This is a genomic window from Candidatus Leptovillus gracilis (assembly GCA_016716065.1).
GTDB classification, from domain to species: Bacteria; Chloroflexota; Anaerolineae; order Promineifilales; family Promineifilaceae; genus Leptovillus; species Leptovillus gracilis.
In genome coordinates this window covers 112,988-130,215 of record JADJXA010000013.1, presented here as the reverse complement: position 1 = coordinate 130,215, position 17,228 = coordinate 112,988, and the positions used below count along the sequence as shown (strand labels likewise).

Genomic DNA, 17,228 nt, shown 5'->3' with positions numbered 1-17,228 from the left:
TTGCGCAGTTAATCACCTGGGAGCGCGGACGTCCCGTCCGCCCTGGCAGGCGAGAAGCCTGCGTTCCCAGACACAGAGGAGAGCAAAAATGACCTGTCCCTGGACACGACGATATGCCCAACGAATGCAAGGCATGAGCGGTTCCATCATCCGTGAGCTGCTGAAGTTAACCGAACAACCAGACATTATCTCTTTTGCTGGTGGCCTGCCGGCCCCGGAAGTGTTCCCGGTGGCCCGCTTTGAAGAGGCTACCAAGCGCGTCCTGGCCGACCATGGGGCGCAGGCGCTGCAGTACTCCACCACCGAAGGCTATCGCCCGCTGCGCGAATACATCGTGCAGAAGATGGGGCGATACGGCATCAAGGCCCGGCCAGAAAACATCCTCATCACCAGCGGCGCGCAGCAGGCACTAGACCTCATCGGCAAGATACTGCTGGACCCCGGCGATGTTATTTTGACGGAGCAGCCCACCTACATGGGGGCGCTGCAAGCGTGGCGCGCTTATCAGGCCGATTATGTGACCGTGCCGGTGGACGACGACGGCATTTGCCTGGACGAGCGTTTTATCGAAGCGCTGCGCGCCGGGCCAAAATTCATGTACATCTTGCCTAATTTTCAGAATCCGGCCGGCGTCACCCTGTCGCTGGAGCGCCGCCGCCAATTGATCCAGATCGCCGATCATTACGGTGTGCCGATCATCGAAGACGACCCGTATGGCGACCTGCGCTACGAGGGCGACCACCTGCCGCCCCTGATTGCTCTGGACGCTGAGCTGCTGGCTAAGGCGGAACCGGCGCAAAACGGCCGTGGCTTCATTCGTGGCAATGTCATTTACCTGGGCACATTCTCCAAGACGCTGGCCCCTGGTTTGCGCCTCGGCTGGATCGTGGCCCCGGAAGATGTGATCAAGCGCTGTGTTATGGCTAAACAAGGCATGGACCTGCACACCAGCACGTTTGCGCAGATGGTGGCCGCCGAAGTAGCCCAAGATGGCTATCTGGATGAACACAAGCTGCTCATCCGCCAGGTTTACCGCGAACGGCGCGACGTGATGCTGGCGGCGATGGAGGAGCATTTTCCGTTGGGGGTGTATTGGACACGGCCGTCTGGCGGCCTGTTTCTCTGGGTGACGCTGCCGGAATGGTTGGACGCCGCGGAACTGCTGAAAACGGCCGTCGAATACAAAGTCGCCTTTGTCCCTGGCGCGGCCTTCCATCCCAACGCCGTCGAAGGCATCGGCCACAATACTGCCCGTTTCAACTTCTCCAACGCCCAACCGGCGCAAATCGAAGAAGGCATCCGGCGGTTGGGTCTGGTCCTCACCCAGGTGCTCAACGAACATCGGGAAACAGAACTGGTTATGGCTTAAGCGTAAAACGACAAAAGTGTAGTGGTCAAGAATAGGTTGGAATCAGTGTCATTCTGACGAGTCTTCGAGGAAGAATCCCCTGCTGCTGAAAAAACGGGATTCTTCGCTCCGCAGACTCCGCTCAGGCTGAAAACCGGGATTCTTCGCTCCGCAGACTCCGCTCAGGCTGAAAACCGGGATTCTTCGCTCCGCAGACTCCGCTCAGGCTGAAAACCGGGATTCTTCGCTCCGCAGACTCCGCTCAGAATGACTTTGACTAACTCTTGACCATTACGGTAAAACGACAAAAGTCTGCGAGGCTTTGTCGCTTAAGGAAACTAATATGGAAACATCAATCATTATCGCTGGATTTGGGGGGCAGGGGGTTTTGTTTGCCGGGCAGTTGTTGGCCTATGCCGGTATGGAAAACAATCTGCATGTCACCTGGATTCCCTCTTATGGGCCGGAGATGCGCGGCGGCACGGCCAACTGCACCGTCATCATCAGCGACGAACCGGTGGGCGCGCCCATTGTCGCCAACCCGGACGTCGCCATCGTGCTGAATCTGCCATCGTTGGAGAAGTACGAGCCGATGGTCAAACCGGGTGGGCTGCTGGTGGTGAATAGTTCACTGATTAACGAGGCGGTCACCCGCACAGATATTGAAGTAGCCTATGTACCGGCCAACGACATTGCCAACGAGTTGGGTTCGGCCAAAATGATGAACATGGCGACCCTGGGCGCGCTGCTGGCGCGTCGGCCGATTTTGACCCTGGAGCAGTTGATGCAAACCCTGGATGCCCACCTGCCCAGCAGCAAAGCGCACCTGCTGGCAGCCAACAAACTGGTTGTGCAAAAAGGGCACGATGTGGCCGCGGCCGTGCACGCCTGACAACAAAGTGACGAAGTTGAGCTTCTATGGAGAAGTTCAACTTCCTTTTCCCCCTCGTCCAACTAAACCCCGGTTAACTTTTGTTTGAATGCTTGCCTTAAAAGTGGCTTAACGGCCGTCAACTTCCAACTTAACGGCTGCCATTGTAACGAACCCATCCCCAGACCATAATCAACCACATCAGTAACCAGTGTTCAGTAACCAGTGTTCAGTAACCAGTGTTCAGTAACAACCGAATACTGAATACTGACCACTGACCACTGACCACTGAAACCAATCTACTATTCAGAAAAGGAGAGTTTTGCCATGCGTTTGCGCAAAATGATTATATTGGTTGGGTTTAGTTTAATGGCGATTGGTCTGGCTGCGTGTGCTGGTGGGGGGGCAACGGCCGTTGTCCCAGCCACCCCCTCAGCCAGCAGCATGGAACCCGAAGCCACCACCGCCGCCAGCGACCGACTGGTCATTTATTCCGGCCGTTCCGAAAGCCTAGTACAACCCATTATTGACCAGTTTAAAGCGGCCACCGGCATAGATGTGCAGGTCCGCTATGGCAGCACGTCGGAAATGGCCGGGGTGCTGTTGGAAGAAGGGGCCAACTCGCCCGCCGACCTGTTTTATGCCCAAGACCCCGGCGGTTTAGGCGCGGTGCAGGGGGCGGGAATGCTGGCCGCCCTGCCGGCCGAACTGGTGGCCGATGTTGTCCCCCGTTTCGTCGCCGACAACCGTGAATGGGTGGGCATCTCTGGCCGGGCGCGGGTGGTGGTCTACAACACCAGCGCCATCACCGACCCGGCCGCCGAATTGCCGGCCGACATTTATGATTTTGTGGACGAGAAGTGGAACGGCCGTATCGGTTGGGCGCCCACCAACGGCTCATTCCAGGCCATGGTCACGGCCATGCGCGTCTTGTGGGGCGAAGACAAGACCCGCGACTGGCTGACCGGCATTCAGGCCAACAACCCGGTGGTCTACGATGGCAATACGCCCATTGTCGCCGGGGTGGCCGCCGGGGAAGTGGAAGTCGGCTTTGTCAACCACTATTACCTCTACCGCTTCCTGGCCGAACAAGGCGAAGGTTTTGCCGCCCGCAACTACTTCCTGCCCGGTGGCGGCCCTGGCTCGCTGATCATGGTCTCCGGCGTGGGGATTCTGAGAACCGCGCCCAACGCCGCTAACGCGGCCCGATTCATTGCCTACCTGCTCTCGCTGGAAGGGCAGCAATACTTCGCCGACCAGACTTACGAGTACCCGGTGATCAGCGGCGTCAACACCGTCGCCGGGTTGCCCGCGCTGGCCGACCTGGACGCCGCTGCTGTTCCCATCACCCTGACCGATCTGGCTGACCTGGCCGGCACGCAAGCGCTGCTGGTGGAATTGGGCATTATTGAGTAGACCGGGGGACGGGGAGACGGGGAGACCAGGAGAGCAAGAGACGGGGAGACGAGGAGAGTCTCCCAGTCTCCCAGTCTCCAAGTCTCCCCGTCTCCCAGTCTCCAAGTCTCTCCGTCATCTTGTCACAAATGAACCGTAGTTAATTTTTAACTAAGCGATGGTCAATTCTTGGTTTAACGCTCGCCATTGTTTTTCGATGAAGGATAACCATAATCGGCTGTGGGTCATAGGTTAGGAATAAGACCTGACGGGTCTGGCGTGAAATAAGCACATGGGCGTTCTCAACAACACGACAATTCAACCAAAACCACTGGCTGTACCCACCAAATGGGCGCGTCCGCAGGTGCATGGGTCGCCGTTTTATCTGCTGCTGATGGTTGGCGGCGTATTGGTGACCGGGCTAATCTTGTTGGTTCCAGCTTATTTGCTGCTGCGGGCTGGTGGCGCCGGCCAGACAACGCTGGACACACTGCTCAGCCCGCGCACCTGGACGGTCTTGGGCAACACGCTGTTATTGGCCGGAAGCGTGACGTTGGCTGGCACGGCCGTTGCCCTCCCCCTGGCCTGGCTGACAACCATGACCGATTTGCCCGGCAAACGGTTGTGGGCGGTGTTGGCCGCGCTGCCCCTGGTGCTGCCCAGCTACGTCGCCGCCTTCGTTTACGTCTCTATCCTCACTCCCAAAGGCTTGTTGCAGCAGCTGCTCTATCCGCTCACCGGTATTCAGCGGCTGCCCAGCCCGTTTGGCTTCCCCGGCGCGTTTCTGGTGCTGACGCTGATCAGCTACCCGACCATTTTCTTGACCACCCGCGCGGCGTTGAAGCGCATGGATCCATCTCTGGTGGAAGCGGCGCGCAGCCTGGGACTGTCCCCCTGGCAAGCCTTCTGGCGGGTGACGCTGCCTTACTTACGGCCGTCGCTCATGGCCGGTGGTTTGCTGGTGGCCCTCTACGTGCTGCGTGATTTTGGCGCGGTGACGATGCTGCAATACAGCACCTTCACGCGCATTATCTACAATCGCTATCAGGCGTTTCAACTGGATGCGGCGGCGGCGATTGCCCTGGTATTGGTGTTGGTAACGGCCATAATCCTCACTCTGGAGCAGCGCAGCCGGGGTAAAACCCGCTACGCCCGCCTTTCCTCCGGCGCAGCGCGGCAGCACCGGCCGGTGCGATTGGGCATTTGGCGCGTTCCGGCGCTGGCTTTCATCGGCAGCGTTGTCTTTGTGAGCCTGATTGTGCCCACAGTCGGGCTGGTCTACTGGTTCTGGCGCGGTTGGAATCAGGATTGGGGCGTGCGCAGCCTGGGCGCGCCGCAGAGTAATTTACAATCGCTGGCCTCTTTGCTGCAACCGGCCGTCAACTCGCTGTCGGCGTCGCTGTTGGGCGCGCTGCTGGCGATGATGCTGGCGCTGCCAATTGCTATTCTGGTGGTGCGGCGTCCGAGCAAATTGAGCCGCCTTTTTGAGCAGGTGACGTATGCCAGCTATGCCCTGCCGGGCATTGTCGTGGCCCTGGCGTTTGTCTTTTTTGGCGTGCGCTACGCGCCCTCGCTGTACCAGACCTTGCCGATGATGTTGACCGCTTACGTCATTTTGTTCATCCCGCAGGCGGTGGGGGCGCAGCGAGCGTCGCTGCTGCAAGTGTCGCGTGGTTTGGAGGAGGCGGGGCGTAGTTTGGGCAAACGGCCGTTTGCCGTTTTTTGCACCATTACCTTTCCGCTGGTGCGGCCCGGTATTCTGGCTGGCGGCGCGCTGGTGTTCCTGACCTGCATGAAAGAGCTGCCGGCCACGCTCATCCTCAGCCCGTTGGGCTTTTCCACCCTGGCGGCGCAAATCTGGACCAATATCGGTGAAGCCTTCTTCGCCCGCGCCGCCGCTCCGACACTGCTGCTGCTGCTGCTGTCGTCGGTCCCCCTGGCAATTCTTACTCTGCGTGATAAATAACGAGAATTTATGGCAAAGGGACAAAGGCGCATAAGAAACAAAGCGATCCTTTGGCCCCAATTAGCCCCTGTCCCTTGCGTCTCTTCGTGAAAATGTCCCCCACCGTTATCTGCCGCAATCTCAGCAAAGCCTTTGGCGACCAAGTCGTTGTCAACGACGTGTCGTTTAGCGTCCCGGCGGGGCAGATTTTGGCTTTGCTGGGGCCAAGCGGCTGCGGCAAAACAACGACACTGCGGTTGATGGCCGGGTTCGAGCAGTTGGACGGTGGTCTGATTGTGATTGATGGGCAGGAAGTCGCCAACGGCCGTTTCCATCTCCCGCCGGAAAAACGACGCGCCGGCATGGTCTTTCAGGATTACGCCATCTTCCCGCACCTCAGCGTCGCCGATAACGTGGCCTTTGGTCTGCCACGCGGCAAAGAGCGCGCCGCCCGCGCCAGTGAGATGCTAGATTTTGTTGGGCTGGCCGGGTTGGGCGGGCGAATGCCCCATGAATTGTCCGGCGGGCAGCAGCAGCGGGTGGCCTTGGCGCGGGCGCTGGCCCCCAAACCGGCCGTCTTGCTGCTAGACGAACCCTTTTCCAACCTGGACGCCGCCCTGAGAACGGCCGTGCGCCAGGAAGTGCGTGACTTATTGCGGGCCAGCGGCACAACGGCCGTATTTGTCACCCATGATCAGGAAGAGGCGCTGTTTGTCGGCGACCAGGTGGCGGTGATGAACGGCGGGCGGCTGGAACAGATTGGACCGGCCGAAGTGATCTTCCATCAGCCGCGCACCCGTTTTGTGGCCGAATTCATGGGACACAGCGATTTCATCCCTGGCACGGCCGTCGCCACCGGCGTACAGACGGCGCTGGGGTTCACACCCCTGGCCCACGATCTGCCTGCCGGCAAGCCGCTGGCGGTGATGGTGCGCCCCGATGATGTGAAACTGGAAGCAGATGCAGCCGGCAACGGCCGTGTCCTGGCGCGGCAGTTCCAGGGCATTGCCTACCTCTATCGGGTGGCTCTGCCCGATGGCAGTGTGGTATCAAGCTGGCAGTCGCACCGCATTCAGTTCCCGGTTGGCGCCGCCGTCCAGGCGACCATTCGGCCGGGGCATACCCCCTTCTGTTTTGATGGGGAAACGGCCATTGTCGCCGAACTGACCTGATCCTGACAAAAGATGTCAGGATTCACGCGATACAATCAGTGTTCAGTATTCAGTAACCAGTTATTCAGACGGCGTTACCTCTGGCGAACACACACCGAACACTGAACACTGAACACTGACAAGGAGGTATCTATGAACGATTTGCCCCTGGAGATTCCACCTGTGCCAACTGTATCGCGCCCGCACATGCCTGGTTATGGTCTGGCAGAATCGCAAGACGGCCTGGTGTCCTGGCAAGATGTCAGCCAGAAAATGGCGCTGGCGCGCAATTATTGGGTCTGCACCACCCGGCCAGACGGCCGTCCTCACGCCGCGCCGGTTTGGGGATTGTGGCTGAATGAAACATTCTATTTTGGCACGGGGCATAGCAGCGTCAAGGGGCGCAATCTGGCGCATAATCCGGCCATCAGCCTGCACCTGGAAAGCGGCGACGATGTTGTTATTTTGGAAGGTGATGTTAGCCCGGTCACTGACCCCGCGCTGCTGCGCCTTATCTATGAACTGTATGGGCAAAAATATGGCATGGACATGAGCGCCAGCGCGGAGGACGCGGCCAATCCTACCTATGGCCTGCGTCCTGCCGCAGCTTTTGCCTGGCTGGAACAAGATTTTCCCAACACCGCTACTCGATTTATCTTCCCGACAAACGTTGTGCCTGTGTCTTAGAAAATTCATGCTGTTTGCCAGCGAATAACCTCTGCCTCGATGTCTAGTTCGCCACGAGCGCGCGCTACTGAAATGCGGTGGTGGCCGTCGCGGACGAAGTAGGCGTCGCCCAGGAGTACCAGGGAGACGGGCGGCAGGCTCTTGCCCAATGCCCGCATTAGCGCCACACTGACCCACCGGTCACGGCCGTTTGCCTGCCGGGGCCGAAAGTTGGCGTCGAAGTCGTTTTGGCGTCCTTCGCTGCCAACGATGCGGTTCAGGGAGATGGTCTGAATCCCTTCGTGATGGCGCGTGGTCACGGCCGTTTTCGCCTTCTCTTCATTCAGGTCCAGCAGCAGGCTCGGTCGGCCAGTCAGCCGTTCCCAGAAGCGCTGCCGCTGGCTTGCTGCCCGCAGCCGCCAGAAGGTGCGAATCAACCGGTCGCGCATGGCGTTGATGTTGGCCGTTTGCGCGCCCATCGCCTGTTGGTATGCTTCGTGTGTTAGTTGTAGATTGCTGTACATTGTGTCATGCGCTCCTTTGTTTCGCTATGTCTACAGTTTAGCCAACGGCCGTTTCCCATGCGTTGCGCGCCTCGTTTCGGAAAACGTTTCGGTTCAGCGTTTTTCACCCTGGCGGCGCGGAGTTTTCCGCGTCAACGCCTTCATTTGCTATAATCCCTCTCGAAGTACGGACTACGGCTTACGGCTTACGGACTACGGCTACGTGTCCTGGCCTGTTGGGAAAGCGACATTGGCGCAATTAAGGTTTCATTTTTTGGGCGCGCCGCGCATTGAACAGAATGGCGCGCCGGTGGCAACAGACCGATGCAAGGCGGTGGCGCTGCTTGCCTATCTGGCATTAACGGCCGTTCCCCACAGCCGCGAAGCGCTCGCCGCTCGCTTCTGGCCCGAATCGGACCAGGCCAGCGCCCTGGCCTATTTACGCCGCACCCTGTGGGAAATCAACCAGATGCTTGGCCCCGGCTATCTGGCAGCGGACCGGGAACAAATCACCTTCGCCACGCAAGAGGGCGTCTGGCTAGATGTGGCCGAATTTCGCCGCCTGGCAGCCAGCGGTGAGGTTGCTGCGCTGGCCGAAGCCGCCAGCCTGTACGTTGGCGATTTCCTGGCCGGCTTTACCCTGCGCGACGCGCCAGAGTTCGATGCCTGGCAGTACGAAATGGCCGAAGCGCTGCGCCAACAAGTTGGCAAAGTGCTGCAAACAGTGGCGATTTATCATGGGGAAAGGGGGGAAGGGGAAACGGCCGTTGCCTACGCCCGCCGTTGGCTCGCTTTGGATCCACTGGATGAAGCGGCTCACCGGCAGGTAATGCGGCTCTATGCCGGGATGGGGCAGCGCGGCGCGGCTTTGCGCCAATATGAACAGTGCGCGGCCATCCTGGCTGAGGAGTTGGGCGCCGCACCCACGCCAGAGACCGTCGCCCTTTATGAGGCAATCCGGACGGGCGAACTGACCGCCCCGCCGCCCCCGCCGGTTATGACGCCGCCGCAAAAAACGGCCGTTTGCCACAATCTGCCCGCCCAACCCACCCCCTTTGTCGGCCGGACGCAGGAGATGGCCGAAGTTCGCCGCCTCTTTGCCGATCCATCCAGCCGCCTGTTAACCTTGCTGGGGCCGGGTGGCTGCGGCAAGAGCCGCCTGGCGCTGCAGTTGGCCGCCGGTTATCTCCAGATAGAACCAGAGCGCTTTGCCGATGGCGTCTATTTTGTGCCGTTGGCCCCGCTTTCTACCCCGGAATACATCCCGGCCGCCATCGCCTCGGCGGTGCAGTTTGCGGCGCGTGGCGAGGAGCAGCCGCTGCGCCAGCAGCTCTTGGACTTTCTGCGTTTTAAGCAAATGCTGCTGGTGCTGGACAATTACGAACATTTGCTGGAACAGAATGGCGCGCTGTTGGTGGCCGACATGGTCGCCGCCGCGCCGCGCCTGAAAGTGTTGACCACTTCCCGCCTGCGGCTGAACGTGCAGGGGGAGCAGTTGTATCCTGTGCCGGGGATGCGCGCACCGGACCGGGAAACGGCCGCTGCCTGGCGCCAACCCACCGACGCCGAGAGTTACAGCGCTGTTCAACTTTTCGCCCAGAGCGCCCGACGCGCAGCGCCTGATTTCCGTCTGTCGCCAGACAATTGGCTGGATGTCGCCCGCATCTGCTCTTTGGTAGACGGGCTGCCGTTGGGCATTGAACTGGCCGCCGGTTGGCTGGCGCTGCTCTCGCCGGCCGAAATTGCCGATGAGATTGCCCGCAGCCTGGACTTTTTGGAGACAGAGCAGTACGACGTGCCCCAGCGGCAGCGCAGTCTGCGCTCCGTTTTTAACTACACGTGGGATTTGCTCAGCGAGGCGGAGCGGCTTACCTTCGCCCAGCTTTCCATCTTTTCCGGCGGCTTTAGCCGGGAGGCGGCCCAGGCGGTCGCCGGCGCTTCTCTGCGTGACCTGATGGGGTTGGTGACAAAGTCGCTGTTGTGGCGGGGGGAGAACGGCCGTTACCAAATCCAAGAACTTTTGCGCCAATATGCCCACGAGCGGCTCATCGCCCAGCCCGACCTGGCCGCCCAAACCGCCGATCGGTTTAGCGCTTATTTCACTGAACTGCTGCAAAGGCAAGGCGAACAAATCAAAGGGGCAGGGCAGCAGGCGGCCATCGCCCAACTGGAGCCGGATGAGGAGAACTGCCGGGCGGCCTGGCTCTGGGCAGCGCAGCAGGGAGAGTACATGCGTGTCTTGAATGCGCTTGATGGGCTGTTACTTTTTTACCTGAGCCGCTCCCTCTACAGCAGCCTCGGTTCGTTGATGCGTGATGGGCTGGCGGCGGTGGAAACGGCCGTTGCCACCAACAACTCACCACTTGCCCGCCGCACCCTTGCCGCTTTATTGTCCGCTCGCGCCTGGAGCCTCATAGATGAAATCAGCGGCTACGAGGCGAGGGAGATAGCCCGCCGCGCCATGCAGCTTGTGGTCCAAGAAGGGCTGGAGCGTGACTTTGGCTTTCTCTACGCTCTGCTCGCCCTGGCCTACACCTGGTACGTGGACATTAACGAGGGGCTGCAATACTTCCGGCATGGCCTTAGCCTGAGCCGGGAAGGCGGCGACCTATTCACTATCGCCCTCTTCTTAGATATGCTCGGCGGCACACTCGCCACGTTTGATCCCGACGAAGCGCGACAATGCCTTACCGAAGCCATCGCTGTCACCCGGAGCCTGGGTTCTGCTTCCTTGCTGGCGCGTAATTTGCAAACATTGGCCCGCATCGAAGCGATCAATCGCCACTATGAAAAAGCGTTCCGCTTGCTGGAAGAGTGCCAGGCAATTTTCCTCCAACTTAACGTCAGCCGGGGCGCGGCCCATGTGCGCTACGACATGGCGGACATCAGCATGTCCAACGGACAGTTCCGCGAGGCGATTGATTGGTTTGAATCAGCCAAAACGCTTTTTATCCAGGTGGGCGATAGGCAAGCGGTGGCCCACACCCAATCCTGGCAAAGCATCGCCGCTGGCCGGTTGGGCGACTTTGCCCTGGCAGAGCATTGGCGCAGCGTTAGCCAGTTGACCTTTACCCAGATTCAGGATGAAAAGGGCCTGGCCTGGGGCTGCTGGGAATGGGGCGAACTGCGCCGTCTGCAAGGCCAACTCGATTTCGCCCGTGACCTGTACGAACAAAGTTTTGTCGGCTTCCGGCAGCATAGAATCAGCCTGGGGTTGGTGTATTACCATCGCGGCCTGGGCGATTTGGCCTTGATGGGGCAGGATTGGGCGGCGGCTTGCGCCCATTATGATCAGGCCCTCGAAGCGATGCACGATACCTATCATCCGTGGGGGCAGGGGTACATTTATACCCACTATGGTCTGGCGCAAATCGCTCAAGGCGAGTTTGCCGCCGCCCGCCGTTGTTATCAGGCGGCGGTGCATTATGTGATGGTTTTGGGCGACAAGGGGGTGACGCTGATGGCCCTCTATGGCGTGGCGAACCTGTTGGCGGCCGAGGGCGACCTGGCCGGGGCGGTGGCGCTGGCTGCTTTTGTGCAGTTCCATCTGGCTGCCTGGTGGGAAACGCGGGAGAGGGCCAGGCTGTTTTTGGCCGATTTAGCTACCCAGCTTGGCCCCGCCGCTTTTGCCGCGGCGCAGCTTGCCAGGCAAGAGATGTCGCTGAATGAGGTGATTGAATCCGTGCGCGGGCTGCTGGGGGGGAAACCCGAAGGGTATTGAACACCCTTCGGGTCTGGCTGGTTAACGGCCGTTACTCCGCGCCATTCTCCCTTAGCCAACCCAGCAGCTCATCCAACTGGCAGAAGGCCAGGGCTGTCACCGTGTCTGCGCCACCGTAGTAGATGGCGATACGGCCGGTGGGCTGGTCGTAGAGCGCGGCGCAGGGGAAAGCGACGTTGGGCACGTCGCCGACACATTCGTACAACGTTTGCGGGGCCAGCAAATAGGGCGCGCCGCGATAAATCACCTTCCACGGCTGGTCTAAATCCAACAGCGCCGCGCCAAAGGCGTAGACAAACCCGTTGCAAGAAGTGAGGACGCCGTGGTAGATCAACAGCCAGCCTTCCGGCGTTTCGATGGGGATGGGGCCGGCGCCGATTTTGGTGCTTTCCCAGCCGCCCCTGGTCCCCATCACATAACGATGCTCGCCCCAATAGACCATGTCCTTGCTCTGGCTGAGGTAGATGTCGCCGAAGGGGGTATGGCCGTTGTCCGACGGCCGGTTGAGCATGACGTATTTGCCGTTGATCCGCCGGGGGAAGAGGACGCCGTTGCGATTGAAGGGCAGCAGGGCATTTTCTAAAAAGTGGAAGGTTTCAAAGTCGAAGGTGTAGCCCACACCGATGGTCGGGCCGTGGTAGCCGTTGCACCACGTCACCCAGTAGCGGTCTTCGATCCAGACTACGCGGGGATCGTAGCGGTATTGGTAACGGCCGATTTCCTCGTCGGCGCACTGCCAATCAATCGGATCGTTGTCCAGCCGCCAGGTAAAGCCATCGTCGCTGAAGCCGCGGTGCAGGTTCATCTCCCGCTTTTTGTTGTCGCAGCGGAAAACGCCGGCGAATTTGCCGTTGAAAGGTACGGCGGCGCTGTTGAAGATGGAATTGGACGACGGGATCAGGTCGCGGGGGATAATCGGATTGCGGCTGAAGCGCCAGATGACGTCGCTGGTGGTGGACGGCCGTTCCTCCCACGGTATGTTGGGGATGTGGCTGAATGGTTGAGTGGTCATAATTGCTCCTTTATCTCTTTGTTTCTTTGTCTTCTTGTCTTAAATTCCGTTCAGTGGTGAAGCTGATTCCCGCTCCACCAATTCCGGATGAATGATCACTGTTGTCCGCGCCGCGTCTGGCTTTGCCAGCCGCAGCGCCAGCAGATGCACGGCCGCGCGCCCCATTGCCAGCGTGTCCACCCGCATGGTTGTCAGCGTCGGCGAAATGCTGGTCGCCAGATACGTGTCATCGTAGCCCACGATGGAGAGGTCTTGCGGCACGCGCCGCCCGATCTGCCTTGCCGCCCGCAGCGCACCCAGGGCCACGTTGTCATTGACACAAAACAGCGCGCTGATTTGTGGATTTTCTTGCAGCAGACGAAGCGTCTCCGCCTCCCCCTGCGAGCGGTTGACATTAAAATCGGCCAGGTAGGTGTGGGGGCTGTTTTGCTCTTTGAGGGCGCGCAGGTAGCCATTGCGCCGCTCCAGCAGACTGGGGTAGCATCCCGGTTCACTGCCCACCAGTCCAATATGCCGGTGACCGCCGGCAATCAGATATTCTACGGCCTGATAAGCAGCGCGGAAGTTGTCGCTGACCACCATGTCGAAACGCTCTGTATCGGAGTAGCCATCCACCAAGACGATGGGCAGGTTACGTTGGCCTAAAAAGGCGTGCATGGTCTGGTCTACAAATGCGCCCACCATCAGCAGGCCATCCAAATTGCTGTTTTCCATCAGCGGCGGCAGGCGCGGCGGCAGGTTGTTTTCGTCCACCGGCAGCATGGCGAACAACAGATTGATGCCCATGTCGCGGCAGGCATCGTCTACCCCGGTGATGATTTGTGAATAGAAGGGGTTGGCCGTCGGCAGCAGACCGGGTTCGCTTTTGACAACCAGGCCAACGGCCGTTAACTGACGATTCCTGGCGGGCGTGGGCGAGAGGGAGGGTAGGTAGCCCAGGGTGCGGGCCGCTTCCAGCACGCGGGTGCGGGTCTCGGTGGAAACACCAGGCTTGCCGTTGAGGACCAACGAGACGGTGCTCGGCGACACCTGGCACGCTTCGGCAATGGTGTTGATGGTGACTTTGCTGCTCACAGTTCGATCCTCTTTTAGAATATTTAGTAAAGATTTTAATATAATTTTCGAGCCTTGTAAAGAGATGCAGTCTGGCAAAATGATAGATCTTCAAACTATGAAGTTGTAGCGCGATGGTTCGGCTGCGCCCATCATCAGATCGGAAGATAGGTGGGAGGTGTGGTATCATTTCACCCTGCAAAATTTGTGGGCAGATCATGAGGGTTAACGTTTTGGAGGGTTAGCAGCATGAGGGCAAAATTGATCGTGAATGCGGATGATTACGGCCGTTCCCCCAACATTTCTCATGGCATCCGCGATGCCCACCGGCGCGGCATCGTCAGCTCCACCACCTGCATGATGAATTTCGACAACGTGGTGGCTGACCTGGCCCTGGCGCTGCAAGAAACGCCGGACCTGGGGTTGGGGGTGCATCTGGTATTGACGGCCGGACGGCCGTTGCTGCCCGCCAGCCAACTCCCCAGCCTTACTACCAGCGATGGCGCATTCCACACACTGGCCCAACTCACGGCGCGGCTGGCAGAGGTGGACCCGGCCGAAGCGCAGGCCGAATGGCGGGCGCAGATCGAGCGCTTCATCCAGGTGACAGGGCGTAAACCGACCCATCTGGATTCTCACCACCATTCTTCCTACTTCAGCGAAGGGTTGTTCCGGGCCATGCTGGAACTGGCGCAAGAATATGGCTGCGCCATTCGCCAGGTGATGGCGCAGGGGGACCAGGTGGCGATGGCCGGAATGCCGCCAGCGGTGCAAGCCATCGCCGGGGTGTATGCTCCCCGGCTGCTGGCCGAATTTGCGCCGCGCTGCCCCGACGCCTTTTATGCTACTTTTTACGGCGACCTGGCGACGCAGGCAGAGCTGCTGCGCATCTTGCGCAGCCTGCCAGCCGCAGGTATTTATGAATTGATGTGCCATCCCGGCTACAGCGACCCTGAACTGGAAGCCAGCAGCGCCTATGCACGGCAGCGGCAACAGGAGTTGGCCGCTCTGACGGATACGGCCGTCCAAGAAGCGCTCGCCAGCCAGACAATCACACTGACGACCTTTGCGGCCGTGTGAGGGTTAAGCTCCCAGCACCACTTCGACGCGATTGTAGGCTGCCAGCCGCTCTGCCGGGACCAGATTGCCTGCCAATCGTTCCCCGTTCAGCGTCAGCCAGCGAACGCCGCGGCAAACGCCTTGTGGGTTTTGCACTTCAATCTCAACCGTCTTGCCCCGGAAACGGCGCGTGGCGCTGAAACCGGGCCATTCTTCCGGGATGCAGGGGTCAATCCGCAGGCCATCCACCTCGGGCCGCAGCCCCAAGATGTACTGTGTGGCGCTGTAGTAAGCCCAGGCGGCCGCGCCTGTCAGCCAGGCAGTGCGCGTATGGCCGGGGCGGGGTGAATAGATTGAGTAGGTTGTTTGTCCCTGTACATAAGGTTCCATCTGGCGAATTTCGGCACGGCCGTTGTAAGCGGCGGGCATCGCTGCCCGATAATATTCGTAGGCGCGGTCCCCGTGCCCCAACAGACATTCGGCCATCACCCCCCAGCCCTGGGTGTGGTTAAAAATACCCGCGTTTTCCTTGATGCCGGGATTAAAAACCACCGCCCGCATCACGTCAATAGAAGTCTTAACCAGTGGCGGGGCGCACAACATCAGGCCATAGGGCGTGGCCAGCTTATCGTAAACCGTCTGCATACAGCGCTCTGCTTGCTCTGGCGAGGCCGCGCCGCTGATGACCGCCCAGACCTGGGTATTCAAGTAAACCTGGCCTTCTTCATACTGCTTCGTGCCGTAAACCGTACCATCTTCGGTAATGGCCCAGATAAACCAATCGCCATCCCAGGTGGCCGACTGAATAGCCTGGTCCAACTGCGCCCGCTGGCCTAAAGCCCAGGCGGCTTCGTCCGGTCGTTCCAGTCGCCCGGCAATTTCGGCGTACACGGTCAGGCCCAAACGCAGTTGGAAGGCGACAAACAGGCTTTCGCCAAAGTAGCCCAGGCGCAGGCAGTCGTTCCAATCGGCGGAAAGGCCGCAGGGCAGGTGGTTGCGGCCGGTACGCGCCAGATTAAATTCGAGGGCGCGGCGCAAATGGCCGAAGACGCTGTCTTCGCCTTCGTCGGCGTAGGGCAGCACTTTGCGGTAAAAGTCGAAATCGCCTGTTTCGGCGACGAAGGCAGGCACGGCATTGAAGAACCAGAGGCAGTCATCGGAGCGATATTCTTCCGGGTTGGGCGGCGTTTCATGACCGGGGCGATGCGCGAAGGGTTTGATGATGGGGATGGCCCCGCCGTTGGCAAGCTGGCCGGTGAGCAGCAGTTCCAGCCGCGCCTGGGCCTCGTCGGGAATGGCCGCCGCCACGCCTAAAATGTCCTGCACCGAGTCACGGAAGCCCAGACCGTCTCGTTCGCCGTTGTAAACCAGGCTGGCCGCCCGCGACCAGGCAAAGGTGATCAGGCAGTTGTAGAGGCCCCAGACGTTGATGGTGTGGTTGAGCGCTTCGTCGGGCGTTTGTACCGTCAGGCTGCCCAGTTTGGCGTGCCAACTCTCTTTGAGCTTTTGCAGCTCCAGAGTGGCGCGTTCCAGTGAACCAAATTCGGCCACAGCGCCCTGGCCGGCCGTGCGTGCATCGCCGATGCCCAGCATGACCAGCAGTTCGCCGCTTTCGCCGGGCTGAAGGGTGAGATTGCTGTGCAGCACGCCGCAGGCGTTGTCGCCATAGGCGTGGCTGTTGGCACAGCACCCCTGCTCGACGGCCAGCGGGTTGTGGTAGCCGCGATAGGGACCGAGGAACGCTTCGCGGCTGGTATCGTAGCCGTCCAGAGATGCGCCAATCAGCCCCATCCAGGTGTGCATCACGTCGTCATCGGCCTGGGCGCTGCCCGGTTCTGGCGTAAGGTTATCGTGGATGGCAATGCGCAGCAGTCCATCGGCCAGTTCCCCTTTGACGATGAAGAGCGAATATTGCAGGTTCACCTGATCTTGTTCGGTGTTCCACTGGTTGGTAAATTCACAGTAGGAGAAGACGCCCAGACGGCGCGGCCGGCCGCTGTTGTTGGTGAGTTTGAGCCGCCAATATTCAAAGGTCTGGCCCAGAGGCACGAAGTAGGTGGCTTCGCTGCTGATGCCGTTGTATTGGGCGGTGATGGTGGTGTAAGCCGTGCCGTGGCGGCAGGTGGAGGCGTATTGGTCCAGGGGTTTGCCGACAGGTTGCCAGGAGGCTGACCAGTAGTCGCCGCTGTCGTTGTCGCGCAGGTAGAAATAACGGCCGGGCTGATCCATTGGTACGCTGTTGAAACGCAGGCGCAGGAAACGGCCGTGCGCGCCCGATTTGTAGAAGCCATAACCGCCGGCATTGTTGGTGATAATAGCCCCATATTCGGTTGAGCCGAGATAATTGCTCCACGATTGTGGCGTGTCCGGCCGGGTGATGACGTATTCTTTGGCGTGGTCGTCGAAATGTCCGTATTGCATGGCAGATTCCTTTTGTCGCGTAGTCATTGAATTAAAATAGTCTAATGGTCGTATTCCGTATCCCGTATTCCATATTCAGCTGA

Annotated in this window: 12 protein-coding genes; 8 read left to right on the top strand and 4 right to left on the bottom strand. The window is 59.8% G+C overall.

Going from position 1 to position 17,228, the window contains the following annotated elements:
- The first annotated feature begins 88 nt into the window (after positions 1-88).
- The 6 genes from IPM39_23320 to IPM39_23295 all read left to right on the top strand — a co-directional run bounded on the left by IPM39_23320 (position 89) and on the right by IPM39_23295 (position 7,397).
- Positions 89-1,369, top strand: a complete 1,281-nt coding sequence (locus IPM39_23320; protein MBK8988965.1) for a PLP-dependent aminotransferase family protein — start codon at positions 89-91, stop codon at positions 1,367-1,369.
- 322 nt (positions 1,370-1,691) lie between these two features.
- Positions 1,692-2,240, top strand: coding sequence for a 2-oxoacid:acceptor oxidoreductase family protein (locus IPM39_23315; protein ID MBK8988964.1), 549 nt, complete (start codon positions 1,692-1,694; stop codon positions 2,238-2,240).
- A 306-nt stretch (positions 2,241-2,546) separates the two neighbouring features.
- Positions 2,547-3,635, top strand: a complete 1,089-nt coding sequence (locus tag IPM39_23310; protein MBK8988963.1) for an iron ABC transporter substrate-binding protein — start codon at positions 2,547-2,549, stop codon at positions 3,633-3,635.
- A gap of 271 nt (positions 3,636-3,906) precedes the next feature.
- On the top strand, positions 3,907-5,580 hold the full coding sequence (locus IPM39_23305; GenBank protein MBK8988962.1) for an iron ABC transporter permease: 1,674 nt from the start codon (positions 3,907-3,909) through the stop codon (positions 5,578-5,580).
- Between the two features lie 92 nt (positions 5,581-5,672).
- Positions 5,673-6,731, top strand: a complete 1,059-nt coding sequence (locus IPM39_23300) for an ABC transporter ATP-binding protein (GenBank protein MBK8988961.1) — start codon at positions 5,673-5,675, stop codon at positions 6,729-6,731.
- A gap of 132 nt (positions 6,732-6,863) precedes the next feature.
- Positions 6,864-7,397: a pyridoxamine 5'-phosphate oxidase family protein gene (locus IPM39_23295; protein ID MBK8988960.1), complete on the top strand. Its 534-nt coding sequence runs from the start codon at positions 6,864-6,866 to the stop codon at positions 7,395-7,397.
- Between the two features lie 5 nt (positions 7,398-7,402).
- Here the strand turns inward: IPM39_23295 and IPM39_23290 are convergent, their stop codons facing one another.
- Entirely contained in the window at positions 7,403-7,900 is a 498-nt protein-coding gene (locus IPM39_23290; protein ID MBK8988959.1) for a hypothetical protein, read from the bottom strand.
- A gap of 229 nt (positions 7,901-8,129) precedes the next feature.
- On the opposite strand from IPM39_23290, the gene IPM39_23285 reads away from it, so the two are divergent.
- Entirely contained in the window at positions 8,130-11,600 is a 3,471-nt protein-coding gene (locus IPM39_23285) for an AAA family ATPase (protein ID MBK8988958.1), read from the top strand.
- A 31-nt stretch (positions 11,601-11,631) separates the two neighbouring features.
- On the opposite strand, the gene IPM39_23280 is transcribed toward IPM39_23285, so the two are convergent.
- Entirely contained in the window at positions 11,632-12,612 is a 981-nt protein-coding gene (locus IPM39_23280) for a glycoside hydrolase family 130 protein (GenBank protein MBK8988957.1), read from the bottom strand.
- Positions 12,613-12,651: 39 nt separating this feature from the next.
- Positions 12,652-13,686, bottom strand: a complete 1,035-nt coding sequence (locus IPM39_23275) for a LacI family DNA-binding transcriptional regulator (GenBank protein ID MBK8988956.1) — start codon at positions 13,684-13,686, stop codon at positions 12,652-12,654.
- Positions 13,687-13,914: 228 nt separating this feature from the next.
- Between IPM39_23275 and IPM39_23270 the strand changes: the two genes are divergently transcribed.
- On the top strand, positions 13,915-14,745 hold the full coding sequence (locus IPM39_23270; GenBank protein ID MBK8988955.1) for a ChbG/HpnK family deacetylase: 831 nt from the start codon (positions 13,915-13,917) through the stop codon (positions 14,743-14,745).
- A 3-nt stretch (positions 14,746-14,748) separates the two neighbouring features.
- Here the strand turns inward: IPM39_23270 and IPM39_23265 are convergent, their stop codons facing one another.
- The gene (locus IPM39_23265; protein MBK8988954.1) at positions 14,749-17,145 is read right to left on the bottom strand and encodes a N,N'-diacetylchitobiose phosphorylase; all 2,397 of its coding nucleotides are present in this window, start codon (positions 17,143-17,145) and stop codon (positions 14,749-14,751) included.
- Between the last annotated feature and the right edge of the window lie 83 nt (positions 17,146-17,228).

What these genes read in the sequence shown, in the direction of transcription:
- IPM39_23320 (MBK8988965.1), top strand. Translation starts at nt 89, where the DNA reads ATGACCTGTCCCTGGACACGACGATATGCCCAACGAATGCAAGGCATG.
- IPM39_23315 (MBK8988964.1), top strand. Translation starts at nt 1,692, where the DNA reads ATGGAAACATCAATCATTATCGCTGGATTTGGGGGGCAGGGGGTTTTG.
- IPM39_23310 (MBK8988963.1), top strand. Translation starts at nt 2,547, where the DNA reads ATGCGTTTGCGCAAAATGATTATATTGGTTGGGTTTAGTTTAATGGCG.
- IPM39_23305 (MBK8988962.1), top strand. Translation starts at nt 3,907, where the DNA reads ATGGGCGTTCTCAACAACACGACAATTCAACCAAAACCACTGGCTGTA.
- IPM39_23300 (MBK8988961.1), top strand. Translation starts at nt 5,673, where the DNA reads ATGTCCCCCACCGTTATCTGCCGCAATCTCAGCAAAGCCTTTGGCGAC.
- IPM39_23295 (MBK8988960.1), top strand. Translation starts at nt 6,864, where the DNA reads ATGAACGATTTGCCCCTGGAGATTCCACCTGTGCCAACTGTATCGCGC.
- IPM39_23290 (MBK8988959.1), bottom strand. Translation starts at nt 7,900, where the DNA reads ATGTACAGCAATCTACAACTAACACACGAAGCATACCAACAGGCGATG.
- IPM39_23280 (MBK8988957.1), bottom strand. Translation starts at nt 12,612, where the DNA reads ATGACCACTCAACCATTCAGCCACATCCCCAACATACCGTGGGAGGAA.
- IPM39_23270 (MBK8988955.1), top strand. Translation starts at nt 13,915, where the DNA reads ATGAGGGCAAAATTGATCGTGAATGCGGATGATTACGGCCGTTCCCCC.
- IPM39_23265 (MBK8988954.1), bottom strand. Translation starts at nt 17,145, where the DNA reads ATGCAATACGGACATTTCGACGACCACGCCAAAGAATACGTCATCACC.